Here is a 24343-nt window from a genome sequence, read left to right as displayed (position 1 = left end):
AAATAACACACAATTTGAGCCGTTTTTAGGAATAGCTCGTCATTTAATTCACCAACTTAACATGTGAATGATTTTAATTTGCAATTGATAATGAATATCATTAACATTTTAAAATATTATAAATTGAGGATGTGGATATGGAAATTGAACGATGCTGGATGCACTACCTAAAAGCTGAACAGTTAATGGAACAAGGTCACTGGCCTGAAGCACAGCGCCTCTATGGCGATGTTCTAACCTCACTTCCTCACCACATCCAAGATGCAGCATACCAAAGCGATATCAAGCCTTGCCAATTTGCATGCTTGCTTGCTGGGTTAAGAGACGCGAGTGTCGCACAATCAGAGATCCTCAACCGTTTAGGTCAGCATCAACAAGCCTTCGACACCTTGAATCAATCTTATGCACTGATGCAATTTATCTCACTTGAAAGCACAGAGCTGATTCAACGTACCTTTGGGTTGTTGGAAAAGCAGAGCGAAGATTTACTCAATCACCTGATCGCTTTTTGCAGTGCTCAGCGCAGTTCGCATTGGATGCTCGAGCTAGAACAAATTCAACGTGCTCATCACCATTTTGGGCAACTTAAAACAACGTCAGAAGTTCAATCTTCACCTAATGTCTTAAATTGATAAGGATATATCATGTCGGACCGGGCCATTCTTAAAGTCAATAACCTCTCCGTGAGCTTCAAAACCAATGATGGAATCATTGATGCGGTAAAAAAGGTTAACTTTACCCTTAATTCAAGCGAAACCTTGGCCATTGTTGGTGAATCAGGTTCAGGTAAATCAGTCTCTTCTAACGCGCTTATGCGTTTGCTTCCTGATAACGCGATTATTGATCAACAATCAAACATCGAGTTTGAGGGTCAATCGATTATTGGAAAAACTGAGCGAGAAATGCAGTCAATTCGTGGCTACAGGATCGGCATGATCTTTCAGGAGCCGATGACTTCTCTCAACCCGTATTTGCGCGTCGGCATTCAAGTGGCTGAAGCCATTATGTGCCATCGCAAGGTATCGAAATCTCAAGCGAAAGAGCGCGTATTAGAGCTGTTCAATCTGGTTCATTTACCAATGCCAGAGCAGGCTTATACTAAGTACCCACATGAGTTTTCTGGTGGTCAGTTACAGCGCATCATGATCGCTATGGCACTGATCAATGAACCAGACATTTTGATTGCCGATGAACCTACCACGGCATTAGATGTAACCGTTCAGGCAGAAGTGCTTTCTCTTATCAAAGAGATTCAAGGCAAAATGGGGATGGCGATTTTATTCATCACCCATGACCTAGGCGTAGTGAAACACTTTGCTGACCGTGTGCTCGTGATGTGTAAAGGGGAATTGGTTGAAGAGGGGCAGACTCAAGAACTGTTCGATAACCCTAAGCACGACTACACGCGCATGCTGATTAACTCGATTCCTAAAGGCGCTAAGGTTCCTGTTGAAGCTACAGCCCCAGAGCTATTGTCTGCTGAAGATATCCGAGTTCAGTTCTTGGTTAAATCACACTTCATCAAGAGTAAAAGCCAGTACTTTGAGGCCGTTAAAGGCATTTCGTTAAACCTTAAGCAGGGCGAAACACTTGGCATTGTTGGTGAATCTGGGTCAGGCAAATCAACCCTTGGACGTGCATTAATCGGCTTACTGCCAAGTAGTGGGCGTATTGTCTACAAAGGCCAAGACGTGAGTTTGTTGAACGACAAAGAGCGTCACAAGCTCAAAAAAGATGTGCAAATGGTGTTCCAAGACCCTTATGGTTCTTTATCACCACGTATGACAGTTGGGGAAATCATCACCGAAGGCTTAACGGTGCATCAGCCTCACTTGTCAAAACAAGAACGTTTAGAGAGAGCGCGCAAAGCACTGATTGAGGTTCGCTTAGAACCAAACTCAATTAACCGCTACCCGCACGAATTCTCAGGCGGACAAAGACAACGTATCGCGATTGCACGTGCGTTGATTCTTGAGCCATCTTTCATTCTGTTGGATGAACCGACGTCAGCACTCGACCGCTCAGTACAACTGACCGTGATTGATCTACTGAAAGACATTCAAACTAAACACAATATTGGCTTCCTGTTCATTAGCCACGATCTCTCGGTAGTGAAGGCACTGTCGGATCGAGTACTAGTGATGCAGAAAGGTGAAGTGATGGAAGAGGGATCTGCCGAAGAGATTTTCAATGCACCGAAAAATGACTACACCAAGAAACTCATCGCTGCGTCATTCGACTTAGAAAATAAATCGGAAAAAAATGCCGCTTAGATGGAACTAATCAAGATTAACAGCGTCTTATAGGTACATTCTGAATAATCTCCTAATGGATTGCACTCTAGAATGGATATAGCAAAACTGGTTTGGCCGCCAAAAGAAAAATGTCGCATGGATGCGACATTTTTCGTTTCTGAAGTGAAATAATTCGTCTTGAAATCTCATTCACGACATCAAATTACTTCATTACCAACTATCGATACAAAGACTTGGTCGACTCTCTGACGATTAAATCAATCGGTGGCAGTCGAGCTTCATGTCTCTCTCCTGATAACAAATTTAAAATTGACTGAGCACACACGTCGCCAATCTCTTCAATCGGTTGTCTCAATGTTGTTAATGCTGGCGTGAAATACTTCGACGTTGGCAAGTCATCAAAACCAATCACTGACACATCTTCTGGGACTTTATAACCGTGATCGTGTAGCGCCTTAATCGCCCCGTAAGCGGTTTGGTCATTGGCAGCAAATAGAGCGGAAAAGTGAACTTTCGACTCGATTAATTCAACGGTTTTCTCATAACCAGATTCGCTACTAAAATCCCCTTGTTTTACAAGCTTTGGCATCACTTTAATGCCAGCCTCTTGCAGCGCTTTCTTGTAGCCTTCAAAGCGACTCCCCGCATCTGGTTGGCTCGAAAGCCCCTTGATATGAGCAATGTTCACATGCCCTTGTTGAAGCAAATGCAGGGTCGCCATATAGCCACCCAACACGTTGTCGATATTGATGGAGCGGACATTATTCTCAACAAAATCGTAGCCAACCATCACTATAGGGATGTCTTGTGCATACTTAGCAATCTCTTCCTGCGTAATGCTTCCTGTCACAATGATCATGCCATCCACGTTACTTTTCGCCAGATACTCCAACGCGTGCATTTCTAACTTTTTCTGCCAATGCCCTGTTGCGATCACCAATGAATAGCCTTGAGCGATCAGCGTTTTTTCCATGTCGTTGAGGATACGACTGGTGTAAGGGCTATCAGGGTGTTGCACCAAGACACCAATAGTGAGCGAACGTCGGTTGGTGTTTTCTTGCATTTGGAAGTTAGGTTTGTAGCCCGTGTCTTTAATGGCTTGCTCAATGTTTTGGCTTTTATCATCCGACACATAAGTGGTTCGATTAAGGAAACGAGACACGGTGCTGGGAGAAACGCCAGCCAGTCTTGCTACATCGTATACTGTTGTTTTTTTTGTTTTAGTGCGCATCTCGATACCCTAATCAAGTGACATTCGGGGAGCTTTAAGCTCCCCATCAGTTTCAACCTGCATACCATTGCTTTCGTTGAAAATCGTGTCATTAAGTTAATACAAGTAGGCGAAGATCATCCCCGGTCTAAAGTAGCGACCAGCCGTGTATTTCAAGCCAGTACTCAGTAGCCATTTGTGCAAGCCAGCCAGCTTTTCTAGCGGGATTTCACCGCTCAACATTTTAACAAAATTACCAGTATCTTTCGTCAATGTTGGGTTGATACGACCGTCAGACAGCACACAGTTTTGATATTTAAGTACACTTAGCCAGTTTTTCGCATCATTTTGCGACAATTTAAATGCTTCTATAAGATCTTTCTCATTGACAGACACAGAGCAATTGAACCCCTCTGGCGCTGCAAATGGAATTTTCGAATAGTCATAGAGTGCGGTATACACGGTATCCATCAATGTTTCTGCTTGCTGCGATTTACCCGCGAGACTCAACGCTGTCGCAACACTAAACTGTACGCCAATCCACACGTCTTGCGCTTGGAACGCTTCATGCGGCGAGCCGTCAGCCAACGTCATATTCGCAACCCCTAGCTTAGGGCTGTTGATTTCAAAGTTGTGCTTATAAACATAGTCTAGTGCGCGTTGGATGTTTTCTTGTGGGAAAATACCTTCTAGCCCGATTAGCTTTAAGTAACTGTCTGCCAATAAAGCATCACCAAAACTATTGTCTGAATCTGGCACTAGCTCTAGATATTCCGGTGTAAAGGCTTGAGGCGCGGTCTCGCTCAGTAAACGCTTCTTAGAAACTCTTTGAGACACCTTACCGATGTTGATTGAAGTATCGATGTGATTTAGGTAGTCATTGAGAATGTTCTTATCGGCTATCGCATCCCCCGTCAAAATCAGGCCTAAGTTTTCCAGTTCTTGGTAGCCTTCTCCCGTTAAATGCTTAGCTTGAACGGGCGTCACGAAGAAGTGGTAATAACCCTCTTTCTCATCCCACAAGCTTTGTTCAACTGTCGCTAATGCCTTTTTCGAACGCTCTAAATACCCAGATGCTAGCTCGTGTTCATCCATCAACTTTGCAAGTTCACTCGCGGCTTGAAGGCCAGCTACCCAGAGGCTAGCGCAGTAAATAGAGATACCATGAGACGCAAGGTTATCGAAGGTATCATCTGTGCCTCGGGTTAACGGTAAATCGTCACCCTCAGCAATCAAATTCGATAAGAAATCGATGCTTTCTGTTACCGCTTGCCAGCACTCTTTAACCACAGAGATATCTTGTGTGTTTTGATAGTGGCGGTACACCATCAGGATGTATTTCGGCGCTAAGTCCTTCCACTCTTTCACATTGTGCCAGCTGTAAGCATCGGGCTGGATGTCGAACGGGCTACCCAAGTCGTGGATTACCGCACCTCGAATAGCACGTACACCCTGATACTTTTCATCAATCAGTTCAGCATTGGGTGTCGCTTCGTATTCCCAGTAGCGGCGCTGAGTAAAATCTTCGGCCAAAATGGCTTTCGAGAACTCTTTCATCACGCAGCCATCAAGTTCTGGCAACAAATAAAGCAGTGAAAATGAGCCGTAGAAATACACATCCAAAGAGTTAAAGAATGGGTAGTCAACACACTCTTTCACTAGAAACTTATCTTCCTTATCCCACACCGTTGATTCCGCTAGGAAGGACAAAGAATTCATCGCCATCGTCGCATAGCGCAATGCCGAGTCTGGCTGCGAAATTTTGCTTTGAGCTTGCTCTAGAAAGACCTCTTGTTGCTTCACGATCTGTTGCTCAATGGTTTCGAGCTTTGGCAAGACATCTTCTAACATCGGCAGAGCCGGTTTCGCTTGCGGGTAGAATTGAGTGTAAGCCTTTTCCGAGAGCCAACCATTAAGCATCACTTTGCTATGAGCCATGACTTGAGCGAAACGCAGATCAACGGACTCTCCCGGTTCCAGCTCAACCTGAACCACAACCAATGCACTCAACGCTTCGCGCCCGGTGTAGATACCCGTTTGGAACTCAGCGTTGGTACGGCCTGTTTTTAGTGCGTACTCTGTTTGTTCTGACGCCTTAGAGGTATAAAGCGTTGGCTTAACAGACACCGAGATTTTACCCGATTCCGTCAAATGGTTATCCGCTTGGACGCCAAATACCACTTCACCTTCAATATCGCTTTGATAAGGCGATTGGCTAGTCAACTGAACACCTGTAAAGCTGCTAGCGTCACCTTTTAAGTTAACCACTTCATGCTGCTGAGCGATTGGGTTTTGAGACAGGGTACACGCCGAATCCTGAATGCCATCGCGACCTTTCCGGTAGGTAGAACCAATCAAGTTTTGTAGCGGTTGAGCAAGTGTAATCACGTGTGTTTGCGCTGAATTATTGGTTAATTCGAAGTGATTCCAGTGCATCGGCAAAGAACAGAGGCGTTTATCCTCTTTAACAATCGGCGAGACCACCTTTCGCTTTATATTAACACCATCAAAACTATTATATTTATATTCAGCCAGTGGATATAAAGCCTTATATTCTATCTCGCTACCATTAACACTTTCTATATCACTATTATTCCCCGCAATGAGTGATAGCTGTCTCGTTGTATCATTTATTAACAAACCATTAAAGAAATCTAAGGCTACATATAATTGACAATCAATCGACGATGAATCCGATTCAATTAATAACTGAGTCTTATTAGAAAACTCAACATTCCACTTGATAAAGTTATTTTTATTTTCTTTATAGAAGTTGCCATTTTTTAATGCGTTACGAATGAGGTTAATCGCATTCGAACTATTTTCTATTTTCTTTCCATTGAATAATGCCGGGTAGAAATTCAGGTGAACACTGAGCTCTTGTTCGTTAAGAACCTGAAGGGTATCAATGGTCGGCACATTCATCACTGAAGCATAAAAATCATTAAAATTAATTACTTGCTTTGAGCAATCAACGAATACACCTGGAATGAAACTAAAATTTGGCGTGTTGCCATTTGGCGTTAGTGTAAATGTGTTACCAATTCCGCCTACCGCCATACCCGTATTTTCTGGGGTGGTAGAAATTGGCGTGTACCAAGGTTGAATAAATTCAACTGCATCACCTTTTTTGCAAAGATGTTCTGAATTTCCTGAATAGCTTGTATATGGAATTTTATTATTCATTTTAAAACCGCCATTGAATATTTTTTTCTTCTTGTTAATATCTTTTTAAAATGGAGACATCAACATGTTTAAAATTATAAATGAAAAATTTGGAAATATTGACTCTGTCACATTAATAAGCCACCAGCATGGTATAGAACTTCAAATAATCAATGGATTTGGTGCTGTTATCAATAAATATATTGTAAACAACAGCCCGTTTTCTTTTATTTGTGGTTATCAGAATTATGATGAACTGATCAACCAACATCCATTCTTTTCCCGCAGTGCTAAATTATTTCCTTTTCCAAACCGTTTAAACTTAGGTCGTTACAGTTTCGATAACCAAAACTATCAACTTCCGGCTAACTTTCCTTGGTCTGATCACGCCGTACATGGCCTGCTCTACAACCAACCTTTTTCAATCACAAAGTCTGTAGCTACTGATGAGTCAGCCAGTGTGACGTTGCAGTATCAAACGCCATCTCTGCATCCTGCCTTCCCGTTTTCTTTCAGCCTTGATATCACCTTCACGATCGACATCATGGGCAAACTTACTTCCTCAACAACGGTGTCTAACCTTGGTAACACTGCATTCCCATTCGGTGATGCTTGGCACCCTTATTTCTCGCTCGGCGCCGAGTTAAAACAGTGTGAGCTAGCCATGTCACCGTGCTCTGAAGTGATACACGTGAACGACCTACCTAATGGTGAAAAACACATTTTTGACTGTTTGTCTTTGGGTGATTCACTCACCAACCAAAGCTTAAATCACTGCTTCGAATTTGATTCTAAGACTAGCAATCAACTTACGTTTACACGCTCAGATTCATCCGCCGCGATTCGCTATCAACAAGGTGCAAGTTACCCATTCGTTCAACTGTACACACCTACTATCGAACAAAGTATTGCAATAGAACCAATGACTTGCCCTGCTGATGCGTTTAACAACCAGATTGGCTTATTGACACTTAACCCAAGCCAAACTCAAACCTTCACTTGGCAATGCCAAGCCATCTATCAGCCCAAATAACCAAACTGAAGAAGCAATAAAGGGCGCATAAAGCGCCCTTCTTTTTGTTAACCTAAAACCACTTCGATTGTGTGCTCGCCAGAGGTAAATACCGGTGCTTTGTTACCTGAAATCAGGTCACCATTAACCTTCATCTCAACCACGCCCTTACACACGCGATTCGGATTGGTGACATGAATGTTGTATGTTGCACCGCGGAACTGACGACGGACTTTGAATTCAGGCCACTCAGCCGGAATACAAGGATCCACCAGCAAACCATCAATTTCAGGTCGAACACCCAAAATCCATTGTGTACCTGCCACGTATGTCCAAGATGAGGTACCAGACAGCCATGCATTACGACCTAAACCGAACTGTTTATGCTCGTCACCCAGAATATTTTGTGGGTAGCAGTATGGTTCAGATTCGAAAGTATCAATGTCATCGTTCTTGGAAGCAGGGTTGATTTGACGATAGTACTCGTAAGCACGCTCGCCGTTACCCATTTTCGCTTCTGCGATCATCACCCAAGGGTTTGAATGCAGGAAGATACCGCCGTTCTCTTTCGCACCCGGTGGGTATGTCGAAACGCCACCTAGTTGTGGATCAAAACCGTTGTAACCAGGAGTTGAAAGCTTGATACCATTAGCCGTGTTCAGCTTGGTATAAACCGAATCTAGCGCTTGCGTCGCACGTTCTTGAGTCGCGAAACCAGAAATCACAGGCCAGCTTTGACCGTTAGTGTAGATCTGCCCTTGTTCGTTCTTGTGAGAGCCGATTGGCAAGCCTTGCTCATCAAAGTAACGCACAAACCATTCGCCATCCCAACCGCACTCATTCACAGTGCTCTGCATTTGTTGGTATTGTTCTTTAAACTGAGCTGTCAGTTGCACTTCATCGCGCAGCTCACAAAGATCCAACATATCAAGCAACGCTTTACCGTACATATTAGCTACCATCATCGACTCAGCACCCGTTGGCAGGTTTACTGTGTCATTCCAGTCTGCAAAACCTAACAACGGTAGGCCGTGCTCACCCGTATTGGTATACGTAAATTCGATCGCGCGACACAGGTGATTCCAAACCGTTCCCGTTTCCACAGGGTTGCCTGCTTTGTCTTTTTGGTAGAATGGGATCTCTTTGTTCAAGAAATCAGCATTGCCCGTCTCTTTCACATATTGAGTCACTGCGTAGATGATCCAAAGGTGATCATCACCGTAATAATCCGGGCGATCTTCTTCTTCACGTGAGTCACCCGCGTTCGCTTCCATGGTTGATGGGAAGAACTGATGCATTGCCGAACCGTTAGTGTTTTGCACTGATAGTAAGCGCTCAATGAACTCGCGCGCCTCTTCTGGCATATGAGTAATAACGCCCAATGTATCTTGCGAAGAGTCACGGAAACCGATACCACGAGCGCCATAGCCAAGCTGATACAAAGACAGGTAACGAGACCAGTTTTTGGTAGTGTGGCATTGACGTGGGTTGTGTACGTTAAGCATCGAGTTCATTGCCGGATCTGGCGTTTCGACCTGAACCGCTTGTAGATAAGAATCCCAATGTTCAGATAACTCAGCAAAAGCCGCATCAACAACAGAATGGTCACGATATTTAGCCAATAGAGGCAGCGCTGCTTCAACACTCTCTTCTTGTGCAATTTGTACAACCGTACGCTCTGTCTGCTCTGGAGATAACCATCCTAAGCGTAGGTTGAGTGCACCAATGTTATCGCCACGCAGACATTCTGTATTACCAAGTTCGTCGTTTTCTAACGCTTGCGGCGCAGCCCATGTACCATAACCAAACTGGCCAAGGAATGATTGGCGATCGCCGTCAAACGAAGTCGCAGGGCGATCCGCTGTCATCAGGTTCACCGCGTAGTCACGCTTCATGAAGGCATACTGCTCAAGCACGGTATGACCCGACTCTTGCTGGTGTGCTTTTAGCGTCATGGTTTGTGGAACCCAGTCCGCATTGAGTAGCTGTTTAAGTGCATCGAAGTGTGTGAATTCATACACAGGTACCACATCAACGTGCAGTGTTTTACCTGAAATGTTGGTGACTTTGATGTCTTGTAGCAGTACTTGGTCAGCTTTTGGTACAAAGAACGTCGCTTCACAACGCACACCAAAGGCTTCTGCAATGATGGTGGTGTAAGACAAACCGGTGTGGTTTTCAAACTTATCGAGCGGCTTCAGAGTGGGTGTGTAGAAAGGTGAGAATACTTCTACGTTGCCCGCTTCATCACGTACCTTTAGGTACATTGTCGAACCTTTAAAATCTGAGTTTGGCAGTTGAGCAATGTACTTAGTGATACGGTTAAGTGCAGGATCGCCCTTACACAACAACACGCCACCGTTGCTATCAACAATGCCACCGAAATCTAATGTGCCTACATAGTTACACCATTTGATTGGTGTACATGGCGTTGTCGCTACGTATTCTTTGTTTTTATCGTCAAAATATCCGAATTTCATCATCACTATCCCTAGCCCCTCCCAAATCAGGAGGAGCCAAAACAATTTGTCGTAAGTAGAGTGGTATCAGCTCGTTGGCTGACTTAGATTGACTGGCTAGCTCGTAATTGACTAGCTCGCTAGCGAATTCTCGCTCAGTGCGTCAAACAGGTGGAAAGCATCCAAATCTAAGTAAAGTGTCAGTTCTTTCACATCCACTTCAGCCGCTTGGGTCTCAACCATCAGCGGTTGGCCACCGATTTCTGTTTTCAGAAGAATGCTCGCACCTAGTAGTTCCTTGTCTTTGATTTTCACAGGGAATGGCAGCACACGGTCGTGGTCAACTTGCTCAGCACGTAGATGGATGTCTGTTGGACGAACACCAAAGTGAAGTGCTAAATTCTTAGAAGCTAGAGACTTAAAGCGCTCAGGCAGTGGAATATGAACATCACCAAGTTCAACGAAATATTCACCTTCTTTTTCAATCAGCTGAGCTTCCAACATGTTCATTGACGGGTTACCAATGAATTGCGCGACAAACTTGTTAGCCGGGCGTTGGAACACCTCAGTTGGCGTACCAACTTGAGCAACATAACCATCTTTCAGGATCACGATACGATCCGCCAAGGTCATCGCTTCGATCTGATCGTGTGTTACGTAGATCGTGGTAGTTTTAAGCTCTCGGTGTAGGTGTTTGATCTCTTCACGCATCACACCACGAAGTTTTGCATCTAGGTTAGAGAGCGGCTCATCAAACAAGAACACCTTAGGTGTACGAACCATCGCACGGCCCATTGCCACACGCTGACGCTGACCACCAGAAAGCTCTTTTGGCTTACGGTTCAGCAGTGGGTCAAGCTCTAGCATTTTTGCAGCTTTGCGTACTTCTACGTCAATCTCAGCCTTTGGCATACCCTTCAGTTTTAGAGCGAAAGCGATGTTCTCGTAAACCGTCATGTGTGGGTACAGTGCGTAGCTTTGGAATACCATTGCTAAGTCACGGTCTTTCGCGTCGACTTTATTCATCAGCTTGCCGCCAACTACAATGTCACCAGAGCTGATGCTTTCAAGGCCAGCAAGCATGCGTAGCGTTGTTGATTTACCACAGCCGGATGGGCCAAGGAAAACCACGAATTCGCCGTCTTCAACCGTAAAATCAAACTCTTTAACCACTTCAACATCACCGAATGATTTCTTGATGTTCTTAAATTCTACTTTAGCCATTATCTGTTCTCCTCAGCGCGCTCTAGCAGCATATTTCGGTACGCAATTGCGCTCTGTTTCAATGTTCTTTCTTGGGTGGTGTAATCAACATGGACAATGCCAAAACGCTGGCAGTAGCCAAATGCCCACTCAAAGTTATCCATTAGGCTCCAAGCGAAGTAACCGTTCACTTTCACACCCGCTTCAACGGCGTTATGAACCGCTTCGATATGACCTTGGAAGTAACGAACACGTTGGTCATCCATCACTTGCCCGTTTACACGCTCGTCGTTACCCGCTGCGCCATTTTCAGTAATGTAAATCGCAGGTAGGTTTTCATAACGGTCATTCAAGCGGGTTAGCAAATCCGTTAGGCCTTGTGGGTTGATTTCCCAGCCGATGTAAGTGTGTTCAGCATCAGTCTGTTTTACTGATTCAATGTCACCGTTCTCGTTGAAGCGAGCCACATTACGTGTGTAGTAGTTGATGCCGATGTAATCAACCGGTGCGCTGATGATGTCTAAATCGCCTTCTAGAATCATCGGCATGTTCATCGCTTGGCGATCAACGACCAGCTGTGGGTATTCACCTTTCAGTACAGGGTCGATGAACCAGTGGTAGTTCTCTGCTTCACAGTAGTCTGCGGCGCCTTGATCTTGTGGCGTTAGCGGGTATGCCGGAGTCGCGTTAAATACCACACCATGCTTAGCATGAGGCGCATTCTTGCGAAGAATCGGCATCGCCAAACCATGTGCCAACATTAAGTGATGAGACGCTAAGTAGCCCTCTTTTTCACCCTTAATACCAGGCGCATGTTCGCCCCAGCGGTAACCGAGAAACGCAGACACAAACGGTTCATTGAGAGTGGTGTATACGTCGATGGTATCACCAAAGTATTTACTCACCACTTCTGCGTATTCTGCGAATTTGTAAGACGTTTCGCGGTTTAGCCAACCGCCCTTGTCTTCAAGGTATTGCGGAAGATCCCAGTGATACAACGTCACATATACCTTCATGCCACGAGCATGACACTCATCGATGATCTGACCGTAAAACTCTAGACCTTGCTGGTTCACGACACCGTCTTGTGGCAGGATGCGTGGCCACGCAATAGATAGACGGTAAGCATCAACGCCTAGGCCTTGAATCATCTCGATATCTTGTTGCCATAAATGGTAGTGATCACACGCCACATCACCACTGTCGCCGTTATCGACCTTGCCCGGTGTCTTACAGAAAGTGTCCCAGATAGACGGTGTGCGACCGCCCTCTTCAACGCCGCCTTCAATTTGGTATGAAGATGTTGCGACACCGAATACAAATTCCTTACTGCGTAACTTTGAATCACTTGGAAGTTGAAATTTATTCATTGTTATAACCCTTAAACCTAACCTTTAACTGCGCCGGACGTTAAACCACTGATCATCTGTTTCGATGCGAACAGGTATGTAATCACGAGTGGTAAAATAGAAATGGTGGTACCTAGCATTACCGCGCCCCATGGTGTATTCGGAATACCTTGAACACTTCGTAGTGCTTGTGTGATGACGTAATTGTCAGGGTTGTTCAGCACCACAAGAGGCTGCATAAACATGTTCCAGAAGAAGACGAACTGCACGATAGCGAGCGTTGCTAGTGCTGGTTTCATCAGTGGCAGTACCACACTCCAGTACGTTCTGAACTCACCTGCGCCATCCAGTTTCGCTGCTTCTAATAGCTCTTTAGGAATCGATGCAATCACGTGCTGACGCATCAAGAAGATACCAAATGGCGTGGTGGTGAACGGTAGCCATACCGCCATGTGGTTATCCAGCAAGCCTAAAAATTTCACGATCATGAAGTAAGGGATCAAGCTAAGCACAGGCGGAATCGCCATTGAGCCAACTAGCATGCCGAACAACACGTTCTTACCGCGGAACTTAAACACAGCAAATGCATAACCACCCATGCTACAAAACAGCAGCGAGATGGTGGTGCCTAAGAAAGCCACGTAAATCGAGTTAAACATCGCTTTCCAAAACGGCATGATCTCTAGCAGTTTTGCGTAGTTCACCATTAGGCTGTCGCCAATCGCAAAGCTGATGCCCGAACCGAAGATCTCCGAACGGTCACGCGTTGAAAGCAGTGCTGACCACACAAACGGGAACACCGTAATGATTGCGGAAACAATCAGTAATATGCCGAGCATGACCATCAAGATCTTAGTCATGATGTACATGGTGCGTTCGCTTGGCATTAGGCCACTTAGTGGTGAGGTATTTGTCTTAATTGATGTCGACATCTTAATGTTCCCCTAAGCCTTTCTTACCGAAGAATAAAAATTGAACCAAAGTACAAGACGCGATGAGTGCAAACAGAAGCCATGAAATCGCTGATGCTGTGCCCATTTCTAACCACTCCCAGCCTACTTTGTAGAGGTACATCGAGATAGTTAAACCAGATTGACCTGTACCACCTGTGCCACGCGTTAGAACGAACGGTTCTTCAAACATTTGCAGGTTACCGATGATGGTCATGGTGATAGCAAAGAAGATGAATGGACGAATCATTGGTAGTGAGATGTTCCAGAAGCGGCGGAAGGCGTTGGCACCATCCATACGAGCAGCTTCTAAAATATCTTTAGGAATCGTCATTAAACCTGTGGTGTAAAGGACGATGTTAAAACCGGTGTATTTCCAGAAAACCATGATCGCGATAGACGGCTTCACCATAGTGGCATCGTCTAACCAGCGGATTGGTTGAAAATCGTTAACCCAAGCAAATGCCCAACCAAACAGTGTGCTATCGGCCAGTGCCATAAGCGTTTGGTTAATGATTCCTGAGTTAGGAGAGTACATATTGAAGAAAATCAGTGACGCTGCGACCGTTGATGTGATGAACGGTAAAAAGTACGCCGATGTTAGCCAGTGACGCATACGGTCACCCATTGAAACCAACATGTAAGCCACTGGAATAGCGACTAAGTGCTGAGCCACACCCGAAGTGATTGCTAGCCATAATGTGTTCTTTAATGAGCGCCATAGCCACGGGTCAGTCAAGGCAATGTGATAGTTCTCAAAACCAACGAACTGCATTGCGTCCATGCCCTGTACTGGGTTCCATTCGTGGAACGACAGGTAAACAGAGAACAACAGCGGGAAGATCCCAAATACAGAAAAAATGATCAGAAACGGCAGAAGGAATCCATACGGTGTAAGCGCTTTCAAATTCAGACGAGAAAAAAGGCTTTTGTCCGCAGGTTCTATCGTTGTGCTCGCTGTATGATTCATAGTAACGACCTCTTAAAAAAGGAAGCGCGTTATCCACGCTTCCTCACTTACTTAAAGTAAAAACAAATTAAAGATTACGCGTGCGACGCTTGATTAGACGCTCTGCCTCTTTAAGCGCAGTCTTGATGTCTTTGCCTTCATCAAGTACTTCCATCAATGCGTTCTCTAAAATAATAGAACGTGCAACGTGGTCGCCTTGTGCTGGAGATACTGGTTTGATGTTCTGTGCCACTTCAGCAAACAGTAGACGAGCTTTTTGCCCACCTAGGAATTCCATCTCTTCTTGGAAAAGCTCATCGTCATACGTGGTGATGTTCGCTGGGAAAGCCGCAATCGTTTCGAAGTGTTTAAGCTGTACTTCACGATCCGTCGTCATGTATTCAATAAGCGCCCAAGCTTCATCTGGGTTTTCTGATTGAGTTGGAATAGATAGGAATGAACCACCCCAGCTGCCGTAGATGCCATCAGGAAGGTTCTCTACTGCCCACTTACCTTTGGTTTCAGGTGCAATCCAGTTGTTTAGGTGACCAAGTAGCCAAGCGCCAGAAAGTTGAGTTGCAAATGTGCCGTTGCGGAAGCCTTCGTACCATTCGTTAGACCAAGCCAGAATGCGGCCATCTAAGCCTTTGTCGCGAATCTCTTTTGCCACTTCAAAAGCGTGAACAAAACGCTCAGATGTCACCACTGGGTTGCCATCTTTATCGAAGTAAAGACCTTCACCTTCAGGAACTGTTGTGAAGATGATCGCTTGTGCAACGTCGGCTGCTGAAGCGATAAGTTGTACGTTTTGCTCTTTCAGTTTTTCACCCGCAGCGATGTATGAATCCCAATCTTTGATTGCGTCTTCTACATTGATGCCTGCTTTTTCAAACACGTCAGTGCGGTAGTACATAACACCTGGACCAAGATCGACAGGGATGCCGTACATGTCGCCGTCAGCGCCTTTGCCTTGCGCCCATGCGTATGGAGCGAATCGTTCTTCGTATTTGTCTGCACCATAGTTTTCAGACAGGTTAACTAGGCCGCCAGAACCAACGAATGGGCCGATTTTCTCTACGTCCACAACAATCACGTCACCCGCACCTGAGCCAGTTGCTAGGTTAGTGGTTAGTTTTGTGTGGTGGTCACCGTGGTTGTTCATAAGGTAATCAACTTTAATCCCTGTTTTCTTTTCGAAATCAGGCAGTAATACCTTCAGGCTGCTATCGAAATCAGGGAAGCCATCGAAACGAATCTCTTTGTCAGCCGCATTAACAGCCGTTGTACCTAATCCTAAAGCAACCGCGCAGGAAAGCGCTAAGGTCTTAAATTTCATGTTCTATCCTTAATGTTTTTATAGGGTAACGAGTAAATCCGATACCGAGTTTCTAGTGACCAACGTCGGCAGCAATTTAAAGTTCACGTCATGTTTGATTTTTTTTAGCTTTTGCAGAGTGAGCTGCACTGCTTCAATGCTCATCTCTTCAATGGGGAAGTTGATGGTGGTCAAACTAGGGGTCAGATAACGCGCGAAGATGGTGTTATCGAAGCCGACAAGAGAAACGTCTTTCGGAACAGACAATCCCTCTTGATGCAGAACTTCGAATGCGCCAAATGCCATGTGATCGTTTGAAGCAAATACCGCTGTAAAGTGACATTTTCTGTTGATCAACTTCTTCATGGCGCTGATGCCAGTCTCTTCAGTAAAGCCCGCTTCCGAGACTAAAGCTTCATCGTAAGGCACTCCCGCTTCTTCTAAGGCCTTTCGATACCCCTGCAAACGCCCCCTAGCGTCTGCTTTATCTAAAGGCCCGGTAATGCACGCGATATCTGTGTGTCCCTTTTGCAAAAGGTATTGAGTAGCGAGTAGCCCCCCGACTTCGTTATCAATATCAATACAACTCATCGCCATTTCTGGGATGAAGCGGTTAATTAAAACCACAGGGGTCCCCTGTTCTTCCAATTCAATTAAATAATCATCACTGAGCAGTTGAGTGTGAAGAATCAAAGCATCAACACGACGCCCCAACAGAAACTCCACCGACTCGCGCTGCCCTTGTTCGGTATTCGAGCCCGCCGCAACAACAGCGTGGTAACCAAAGCGGCGTAGGTTTTCTTCTATGCTATGCAAGATGCCTGAATAGAAAGAGCCACCAAGCTCTGGAACAACAACGCCAACACTACCGGTACGACTTGACGCCAAAGCTTGAGCGATTGAGTTCGGGCGATAACCCAACTCTTTAATCGCTTTTTCAACCTTTAATTTCTTGTCATGACTCACTCTACTGGTGCCATTGATCACTCTAGACACTGTCGCTTGAGACACTCCTGCATGTTCTGATACGTGTTTAATTGTCGCCACTCGAACCTCAATACTTCATTAGCTTGTAACCGCTTACAAAACGATTATTAAAGAAAGGCGTCTTGGTTGAAGTGAGTGTCATCACACTAAAGTTGGAGGTAAAAAGGCCAGTTGTGGAAATCATGAAAGCGCTTACAGATTAACTTCACGCCATGAAACTATTTCATGAGATTATTGTTTATATTATCAAGATGACGTTCGATTACTTGCTCGTCAGATCAAACAAGTACACCAAAATCCATTTTTTTTGAAGCGTCATTTGTTGATGAATCCGCAGCTGAAGGCAATATACACGGGGAAAGTGGTCTTGTTATTTCATGGCCTTTCGAAATTGTATGAGAACATTTCATCTCATGAACACTCACATTAATGCCCCGCTGACCCGACACAAAAATGCCCAGCAAAAAGCTGGGCATGGAATCATTAAGACTCAGATAGATGTCTAATCCTTATTTTCAGATGGCTTCGGTAACTTAAACTCTTGAGTCAGTGAGAATTGCTGTTGCGACATGATTTCTAATTGCTGACCGTGGGAAAAGAGGACCTGTGAACGCTGGGAGTTTTCTTCTGCCAATTCATGTATCTGGCTGATACTTTGCGTCACTTGGGACGCGACAACTTGATGCTCTGTGGTCGCCGTTGCGATCTGATGGCTTCTTTGTTCGACTTCATTGAGCAAACCATACACGGTCGATATGGATTGATTCACTTCACCCGTTTGCTCAACACATTGCGCCATACCTGCAACGCACTGATTGATTTGTTCAACAGCCAATTTAGAACTGTTTTGAAGCCGTTCAATTTTATGGTGAATCTCTTGCGTTGATGCATTGGTTTTTGCGGCTAACACTCTCACTTCGTCGGCGACCACAGAGAACCCTCGACCTTGCTCGCCAGCACGAGCGGCTTCAATGGCTGCGTTCAATGCCAACAAGTTAGTTTGCTCTGAAATACCGGAGATCACATCAAGAATAGAACCAATGCTGGCACTCTCTTTCTCAAGTTTGTCGATTGTGCTTGTTGATTCTGCCAACTTACTTTCCAAAACGCCCATTAGATCAACATTCTTGCCCATAGTTTGTTGCCCTGCGCTTGAACTGGTGACAGCCGATGTCACCAGAGTCAGGGTTTGGTTGGCCGCTTGAGTTATTTCAGTCACGGAACATTCGATCTGTTCCATAGCCGTTGCCACCATTACGGTTTGATTGGTTTGGTCTAACATCGCCTCACGCAATGAGCCACTGGTACTTTGATTATCTAGAGACGCTTCTTTTAAATGCAGCGATGATTGGCGCATGTTTTCAATCATGTGTGTTAAGTGACTGATCACCAAGTTGACCTTGTCGCTCACTAAACCAAATTCATTATTGGCTTGATATTGAACCTGAGAACTCAGGTCTTTGTTGGCGACTTGGTCTAAGGCACCTTGTACCAACTTGCTTGGCTTACGGATGCCTTTGGCAATGTTCAACCCAATCAGCAAAGCAATAAGCACGGAAGTGGCTGCAATTACGCTCTGCATCCAAAGGGCTTGCTGTGAAGAGTCCATCGACTCGTGATACAGGCGCGTTGCGGTCTCTTCTGCATAGATTGAAAGCTCATCAAAATGACTCAACTGAACATCAATCAACTGCTCAATCTCTTGCCTTTGCTGGGTGATCGACTCATTAAATTTAACGGTTTCTTTATGCGTGGATACGGATCCATTGTTCGAAAACGCATGTGAAGCGAGCAGTGATAAAGACTGTTTACTACGGCGCAGTAAAGACGAGTCCAGATTATCTAAGTCAGCGATTGCTTGTTCAAATCGCTCTTTACGACTTTGCAAGCGTCGCTCTACCCCACGAATTTCCGAAGATGTTTGCATTGAAAACGCCTCGTTAGCTTCTGCTGCAATCAAGCTCAACTGTACCAACAACGCTTCAACCGCCTTTTGTACTTGATCTGAATTCGCACTTGCGAGTTGATTTACCAAGGTATTATTGAGTTGCCCCACCACAGATTGAAATTGTTCCTGCTCCATCGAACCAAGGTCTTTGCTATCCAAATACTCAACGTAAAGCTCTAATACCAGCTCTATCTTATCGATAGTCGACACGCCTGTTTGAGTAATGTTGTTAAGCATGGCTTCCATTTGTGAGCCAGTCGCCCCCTTACCTTCAAACCAGCTCAGTTGTTGCTGATATTGCTCGATGTTGTTCAAGACGATTTGTTTTAATGGCTCAAGTTCATCAATGTAATTGGCGGATAAATAGGGCGTGGTACTGCGATTAATGTCCAAGAATCGAATCGTTAGCGTGGAAGATTGAAGCATTAATGGGGTCGCTTGCTGAGTGATGTTTTCGATTCGAGTTGTGATGTCTTTGTTGCTACTGATACTTAACCATGCAGAGCCTAGCATAATCACAATCAGTACAAAAAAACCTAAATAAACTCGAGACACGATGGAAGAAAGTCTCATAGTGAATCCTTGACCTAGTGGCGAAAAAAAGGGCACAAAAAATGTGCCCAAGAATGGAGTTAATTGAAACGTGCCCTAATCAATCTGCCTTTAGGGCTAAAAATGGACAGTATTACTTGCTCTTTAAAAGCATAGGTATTTCAACCTATGCTCTTCTAGCTCTTGATTACCACCAAGCTTCAAACATTGCACCGAACGACAATGTATCAACATTGGTTGTCTTCACTGTGTTGCCTTTCGTTTCTACATCACCCACGGTTGTGTAGAAGCGAAGCATTGGACGGCTCCAAGGTAAGCCACCTAGAGAAACGTTTTGAGACAGAGTTACTTTCCACGCGTTCTCTTCACCGTCGTCATCGTAATCAACCATGCCGTAGCCCGCTTCTAACCATGTAGAGTGAACATCATCCCATTGGTATTGTGGACGAACGATACCTGCGTATTCAGTATTCTCACGATCTAAGTCTGAGCCAGAATTGTCTTTGTAAGACACTAAGTAATCGATGATGAACTGTTCAGATGCCGCGTAGCTACCTTCTAAACTTGCGTAGAAAGTTTGGTAGTCACCTTTAAGTTCAAATACCGATGAATCTGCACCGTCACCATACTTCATAACTAACTTGTTAGACTCGCCTAGTCCTAAAGTAGCACCGATTAAATATGCTGTTTCATCACTTACTTTTTGACCCAGTGTTACCACTGGTTCCATTTTGTCTGTAAGAGGGTTATATACATACTCAGTCGTAGTAGAAGTATCAGCTTCATCAGAAGCAAAGCCGTAGTTTGCGTAAAGATCTAGGTTGCCGATACCAGCGTTGATACTGTGCAGTTTTGCAGTCACAGCGTATCGACCATTGTCATTTACCAGGCCGCCTTTCACTTGGCCAACGAAGCCCATATCTAGCTTAGCGCCACCGAAATCTAGGTTGTTAAAACCAGCACCTTGACCATCGTGTGTCATCCAGAAGTAATCGTTCAAACCTTGTTGCGGACGTTGATGGAAGTCGCGACCAGCCCACATGTAAAGTTCTGGTTGGCTTTCAAATACATTGGTTACACCAGCGTACATTTTTTTCATGCTCAAGCCGCCGTCGTCAGCCCAAGCGTCAGCTTCCCAGTGGTCAGCCATGAATACGATGTCCCAGATAGCGCCATTGTCAGCTTCAAATAGCTTAGCTAGCTGAACCTCGCCACCATTAGCTTCGTTACCTAAACGACCGACAGAACGACCTGTTGTACCGATATCTACGTAACGCTCATCACCGCTCTTGTAGTGAGCACCGTAACGAGCATAACCAGAGAAGACGATGCCCTCTGGCACCTTAGTTTCTGCAGTTAGGACAGCTGGTTGTTGATCGTTAACATAATCAATATCCACAACCTTAGATTCTAACTCTTGGATTCGTTTTTCTAATGCTTCAATATCAGCATCAGCAGCAAAAGAAGAGAGTGAAGCAAGCGAAGCCGCCACTGCGACCGTTATTGGCATAAGCTTAAATTTTTGCATTGTAATTCCCTATTATTTTTTTGAGTTTTCATCGAACAGGGAAATATTAAGCAATGAAAGCGTTGAAAAGTTGGTCGCTGTTCACACTGATAAATTAGCTCGTTACCCATGAAACTTTTAGAAAGTCAATGACCAAAACTATTAAATTAAAATCAGATAGTTAGAATAATAATTGCGTAAAATATCAGCTTGAAATCGCTTTCATTTCATCAATAATGGCGGGGTCTATCACGGAAAACCGTGTGTGAAAGTGAGGGAAATATGGTGCGGTTTTGATTGGTTTTCATATACATGAAAAGCCTCAAAATCTAAGGCAGATTTTGAGGCTTTTTGGATTGAGTCAAATACCCAGTTATCTAAAATTAAGTATTTTCTAGATTGAATCTAGGGACTCTATTCCCATATTGAGCAGGGTAAATGCGTAGATATCAGCAGTGAGATCGATCGCTTTACTCAGCGGCATTCCAGCACCATGGCCCGCATTAACATCGATACGAATCATCACGGGCGCACCGCCTTCATGCTTATCTTGCAGCTCTGAGATGAACTTATAAGAGTGAGCCGGTACCACGCGGTCATCGTGATCGGCAGTCGTCACCATAGTTGCTGGATAATCGACACCACGCACGACATTGTGAACCGGAGAATAACCCAGTAAGTATTCGAACATCTCTTTGCTTTGCGCGGAAGTGCCGTAGTCATAAGCCCAGCCTTCTCCAGATGTAAACGTGTGGTAGCGCAACATGTCCAACACCCCAACCGCAGGCAGAGCCACTTGGAACAGCTCAGGCCTCTTAGTCATACAAGCACCCACCAGCAAGCCACCATTAGAACCGCCGCGAATCGCTAGCTTATCGCTACTGGTGTAGTTTTCTGCAATTAAGAACTCGGCAGCGGCAATGAAGTCATCAAAGACGTTCTGCTTTTGTTGTTGTGTACCCGCTTTGTGCCACGCCTTACCATACTCGCCACCGCCACGCAGATTAGGCACTGCATACACACCACCCAATTCCAACCAACTGCCCACCGTACCCGAGAAAGAAGGGGTTAAGCTAACGTTGAAGCCGCCATAGGCGTACAACATGGTTGGGTTATTGCTGTCCAGCTTTAGCCCCTTCTTATAAGAGATAAGCATCGGAACCTGAGTGCCATCTTTTGATGTGTAAAAGACCTGCTTAGATTCGAACTTGTCCGATTCAAACGGAGACTCTGAGCGCTGATAAATTTCTGAGCTGCCCAACTCAACATCAAAACAGAAAATGGTTGGCGGCGTAACATAGTTGGTGAAGGTGTAATAAAGCTGAGTTTGCTCTTTTTTACCACCTAATCCACTGGCCGTTCCCAGACCAGGTAAATGGATCTCACGAACTCGGTTACCTTGATAATCCAGCTGCTCAATTTTTGAAACCACGTCCACCATATAGTGAGCAAACAAGTAACCGCCACCAGTACTAATATCTAACGGCTGCGGCTTTTCAGGGATGATATCGTGCCACTGCTCGGTACGTGTATCAAAGCTCATAACCTTGCCATTCGGTGCATCAAGGTTAGTGTATAGAATGAAGGTCTCATCTTGGTTATCGATAAGATAAGTGTCGCTATCGACATGATCAATCAGCGTGTTTTGCGATTGCTCCTCTGAGCCTAAATCGATATAGAACAGTCGGTTACCCGATGTCGACTCTTGGCCTAGGATGATCAAGTAGCGGTCATCTTCCGTGGTGTATCCCGACACATAACGGTGCTGCTCGGCCTTATTCGCACCAAAGATCACCTTGTCGCTTGCTTGCTCTGTCCCCAACTCATGGAAGTACAGCTTGTGTTGCTCGGTACGAGCAGAAAGCTGACTGCCATCTGGCTTATCGTAGCTTGAGTAATAAAAGCCACGATTGCCCAACCAAGAGATGCCGGTAAATTTGGCGTCAGTGATTTCCGTTTCGAGTTGCTGTTTAGTCTCGGTATCAATCACGAAGATCTTGCGCCAATCGCTACCACCCTCAGAGATGCTGTAGGCCACTAAGCTGTAGTCTTTAGAAAACGACACCGACCCTAATGATGTAGTGCCACCTTCCGAGAAGGTATTCGGATCTAGGAACACCTCAACTTGTTGCCCCTCTTTCTGACGATAGAGAATGCTATGGTTCTGCAGACCATCATTCTTATAGAAATAGGTGTAGTCGCCTCGCACAAACGGCTGCGAGCTCTTTTTGTAGTCTTGCGCTTTGGCCAGTCGCTCTCGCAGTTCTGTGCGGTAGGGAATTTGAGCAAGGTAATCGAACGTGACTTCATTTTGACTCGCCACCCATTGCGCGGTTTCGTCACTTCTGTCGTCTTCTAACCAACGATACGGGTCGTCGATTATCTGCCCAAAATAGTCATCGCTGACGATCTGTTTGTTGGTGATTGGATATTGATACTCTTTTAAATAGCTCATCGTGATCCTTATTAAAAATAGTGTGAAATCGTCAGGTAACGCGTTCTGATGTGTTCAATCAATAACTTAATCTTGTTTGGTGGTTGGCGAGTAAAAGGGTACACCGCATAAATTCCAAGCTTTTTGCCGACTAAGTCAGGGAAAATGTCGACCAACTGGCCATTACGAATATCGTGATAAACCAAACAACGTGGCACGTACGCAACCCCATGCCCACCCAACGCAGCTTTACGAAGTGCCGCGGCGTTATCGGTAGAAAAAGACCCCGAGACACGCACGATGTATTTATCGTTGTCGGTACAGCCGTCTTTACTGTGCAGGAACTGCCATTCACTAGCACCCGTTGTTTGATACGCGTATTGCAAGCAATTGTGCTCAACTAAGTCTTTGGGCAGCATCGGCTTTCCATTCTTCGCAATGTAAGACGGCGATGCGCACACCACCCATTGCGAATCCAATATATGACGGGCAATGAGGCTTGAATCTTCCAAGTAACCGGTTCGAATCACCAAATCGAGGCCATCCTCAACCAGATCGACAAAGCGATTGTTCAGAGACATATCGACTGTTAAACCTGGGTGCATATTACAAAACTCGGCCACAGCGTCTGCGAGAATCAAATCTCCGGAGATAGTAGGCACTGACATTTTGATATGACCACTGACATTTTCACCAAAGCCTGAAACTGCATCCATAGCCTCTTGGGTCGCCTGCTTCACATTTTTGGCTCCGTGCAATATTGCCTTACCTGCTTCAGTCAGGGTCAATTTACGCGTCGTTCGATATAATAATTGCACGCCAATCTCTTCCTCTAAACGCGCAATTCTTTTACTAACTACCGAATTTGTAAGGTTATTTTGTTCTGCCACCTTACTAAAACTACCCAGTTCAACTACCTGTGAAAACAGGATCAAATCGTCTGCTCGCATCTTATTATGTCAATTTTGGAATTAATTATTTTCATTATTTCCCTATATCAATAAAAAATAAAGGGGTAAATTCACGCCAAATTAACAAAACAATTACA

The 24343-nt window shown here is 45.0% G+C and carries 16 protein-coding genes; 3 read left to right on the top strand and 13 right to left on the bottom strand.

The window, feature by feature from the left end; genetic code table 11:
• Window positions 1-137: 137 nt before the first annotated feature.
• Together BCT34_RS24060 and BCT34_RS24055 are read left to right on the top strand one after the other, a co-directional pair.
• Window positions 138-632 carry a hypothetical protein gene (locus tag BCT34_RS24060; protein ID WP_076655555.1) on the top strand — a complete coding sequence of 165 codons (495 nt, stop codon included), beginning with the start codon at window positions 138-140 and terminating at the stop codon, window positions 630-632.
• Window positions 633-644: 12 nt separating this feature from the next.
• Window positions 645-2273, top strand: a complete 1629-nt coding sequence (locus BCT34_RS24055) for an ABC transporter ATP-binding protein (protein ID WP_076655552.1) — start codon at window positions 645-647, stop codon at window positions 2271-2273.
• A gap of 199 nt (window positions 2274-2472) precedes the next feature.
• Here the strand turns inward: BCT34_RS24055 and BCT34_RS24050 are convergent, their stop codons facing one another.
• Both BCT34_RS24050 and BCT34_RS24045 read right to left on the bottom strand, forming a co-directional pair.
• Window positions 2473-3486, bottom strand: a complete 1014-nt coding sequence (locus BCT34_RS24050; RefSeq protein WP_076655549.1) for a substrate-binding domain-containing protein — start codon at window positions 3484-3486, stop codon at window positions 2473-2475.
• Window positions 3487-3582: 96 nt separating this feature from the next.
• Window positions 3583-6651, bottom strand: coding sequence for a GH116 family glycosyl hydrolase (locus BCT34_RS24045; RefSeq protein WP_076655546.1), 3069 nt, complete (start codon window positions 6649-6651; stop codon window positions 3583-3585).
• Window positions 6652-6715: 64 nt separating this feature from the next.
• Here BCT34_RS24045 and BCT34_RS24040 point away from each other — a divergent pair, with 64 nt between their 5' ends.
• The gene (locus tag BCT34_RS24040; RefSeq protein WP_076655543.1) at window positions 6716-7663 is read left to right on the top strand and encodes an aldose 1-epimerase; all 948 of its coding nucleotides are present in this window, start codon (window positions 6716-6718) and stop codon (window positions 7661-7663) included.
• 47 nt (window positions 7664-7710) lie between these two features.
• Here the strand turns inward: BCT34_RS24040 and BCT34_RS24035 are convergent, their stop codons facing one another.
• The 11 genes from BCT34_RS24035 to BCT34_RS23980 form a co-directional block, all read right to left on the bottom strand.
• The gene (locus tag BCT34_RS24035; protein WP_076655540.1) at window positions 7711-10125 is read right to left on the bottom strand and encodes a glycosyl transferase; all 2415 of its coding nucleotides are present in this window, start codon (window positions 10123-10125) and stop codon (window positions 7711-7713) included.
• Window positions 10126-10233: 108 nt separating this feature from the next.
• Window positions 10234-11325, bottom strand: a complete 1092-nt coding sequence (gene ugpC / locus BCT34_RS24030; RefSeq protein ID WP_076655537.1) for a sn-glycerol-3-phosphate ABC transporter ATP-binding protein UgpC — start codon at window positions 11323-11325, stop codon at window positions 10234-10236.
• The gene (locus tag BCT34_RS24025) at window positions 11325-12674 is read right to left on the bottom strand and encodes a GH1 family beta-glucosidase (protein ID WP_076655534.1); all 1350 of its coding nucleotides are present in this window, start codon (window positions 12672-12674) and stop codon (window positions 11325-11327) included. The genes ugpC and BCT34_RS24025 overlap by 1 nt, the downstream gene beginning before the upstream one ends.
• 17 nt (window positions 12675-12691) lie before the next feature.
• Window positions 12692-13540, bottom strand: a complete 849-nt coding sequence (locus tag BCT34_RS24020; protein ID WP_017061568.1) for a carbohydrate ABC transporter permease — start codon at window positions 13538-13540, stop codon at window positions 12692-12694.
• A 46-nt stretch (window positions 13541-13586) separates the two neighbouring features.
• Window positions 13587-14573 carry a sugar ABC transporter permease gene (locus tag BCT34_RS24015; RefSeq protein ID WP_017631101.1) on the bottom strand — a complete coding sequence of 329 codons (987 nt, stop codon included), beginning with the start codon at window positions 14571-14573 and terminating at the stop codon, window positions 13587-13589.
• Between the two features lie 67 nt (window positions 14574-14640).
• Window positions 14641-15888, bottom strand: coding sequence for an extracellular solute-binding protein (locus BCT34_RS24010; protein ID WP_076655531.1), 1248 nt, complete (start codon window positions 15886-15888; stop codon window positions 14641-14643).
• An 18-nt stretch (window positions 15889-15906) separates the two neighbouring features.
• Window positions 15907-16914, bottom strand: coding sequence for a LacI family DNA-binding transcriptional regulator (locus tag BCT34_RS24005; RefSeq protein WP_076655528.1), 1008 nt, complete (start codon window positions 16912-16914; stop codon window positions 15907-15909).
• A gap of 442 nt (window positions 16915-17356) precedes the next feature.
• The gene (locus BCT34_RS24000) at window positions 17357-19375 is read right to left on the bottom strand and encodes a methyl-accepting chemotaxis protein (protein WP_076655525.1); all 2019 of its coding nucleotides are present in this window, start codon (window positions 19373-19375) and stop codon (window positions 17357-17359) included.
• A 166-nt stretch (window positions 19376-19541) separates the two neighbouring features.
• Entirely contained in the window at window positions 19542-20882 is a 1341-nt protein-coding gene (locus BCT34_RS23995; RefSeq protein WP_076655522.1) for a carbohydrate porin, read from the bottom strand.
• A 373-nt stretch (window positions 20883-21255) separates the two neighbouring features.
• Window positions 21256-23316 carry a prolyl oligopeptidase family serine peptidase gene (locus BCT34_RS23985; RefSeq protein WP_076655519.1) on the bottom strand — a complete coding sequence of 687 codons (2061 nt, stop codon included), beginning with the start codon at window positions 23314-23316 and terminating at the stop codon, window positions 21256-21258.
• 11 nt (window positions 23317-23327) lie between these two features.
• Entirely contained in the window at window positions 23328-24245 is a 918-nt protein-coding gene (locus tag BCT34_RS23980; protein ID WP_076655516.1) for a LysR family transcriptional regulator, read from the bottom strand.
• Window positions 24246-24343 lie beyond the last annotated feature (98 nt).

Source organism: Vibrio sp. 10N.261.45.E2 (genome assembly GCF_002875705.1).
In the GTDB taxonomy this organism is placed as follows: Bacteria; Pseudomonadota; Gammaproteobacteria; order Enterobacterales; family Vibrionaceae; genus Vibrio.
The sequence above is the reverse complement of the archived record's forward strand: the minus strand, read 5'-3'. Positions and strand labels throughout refer to the sequence as shown.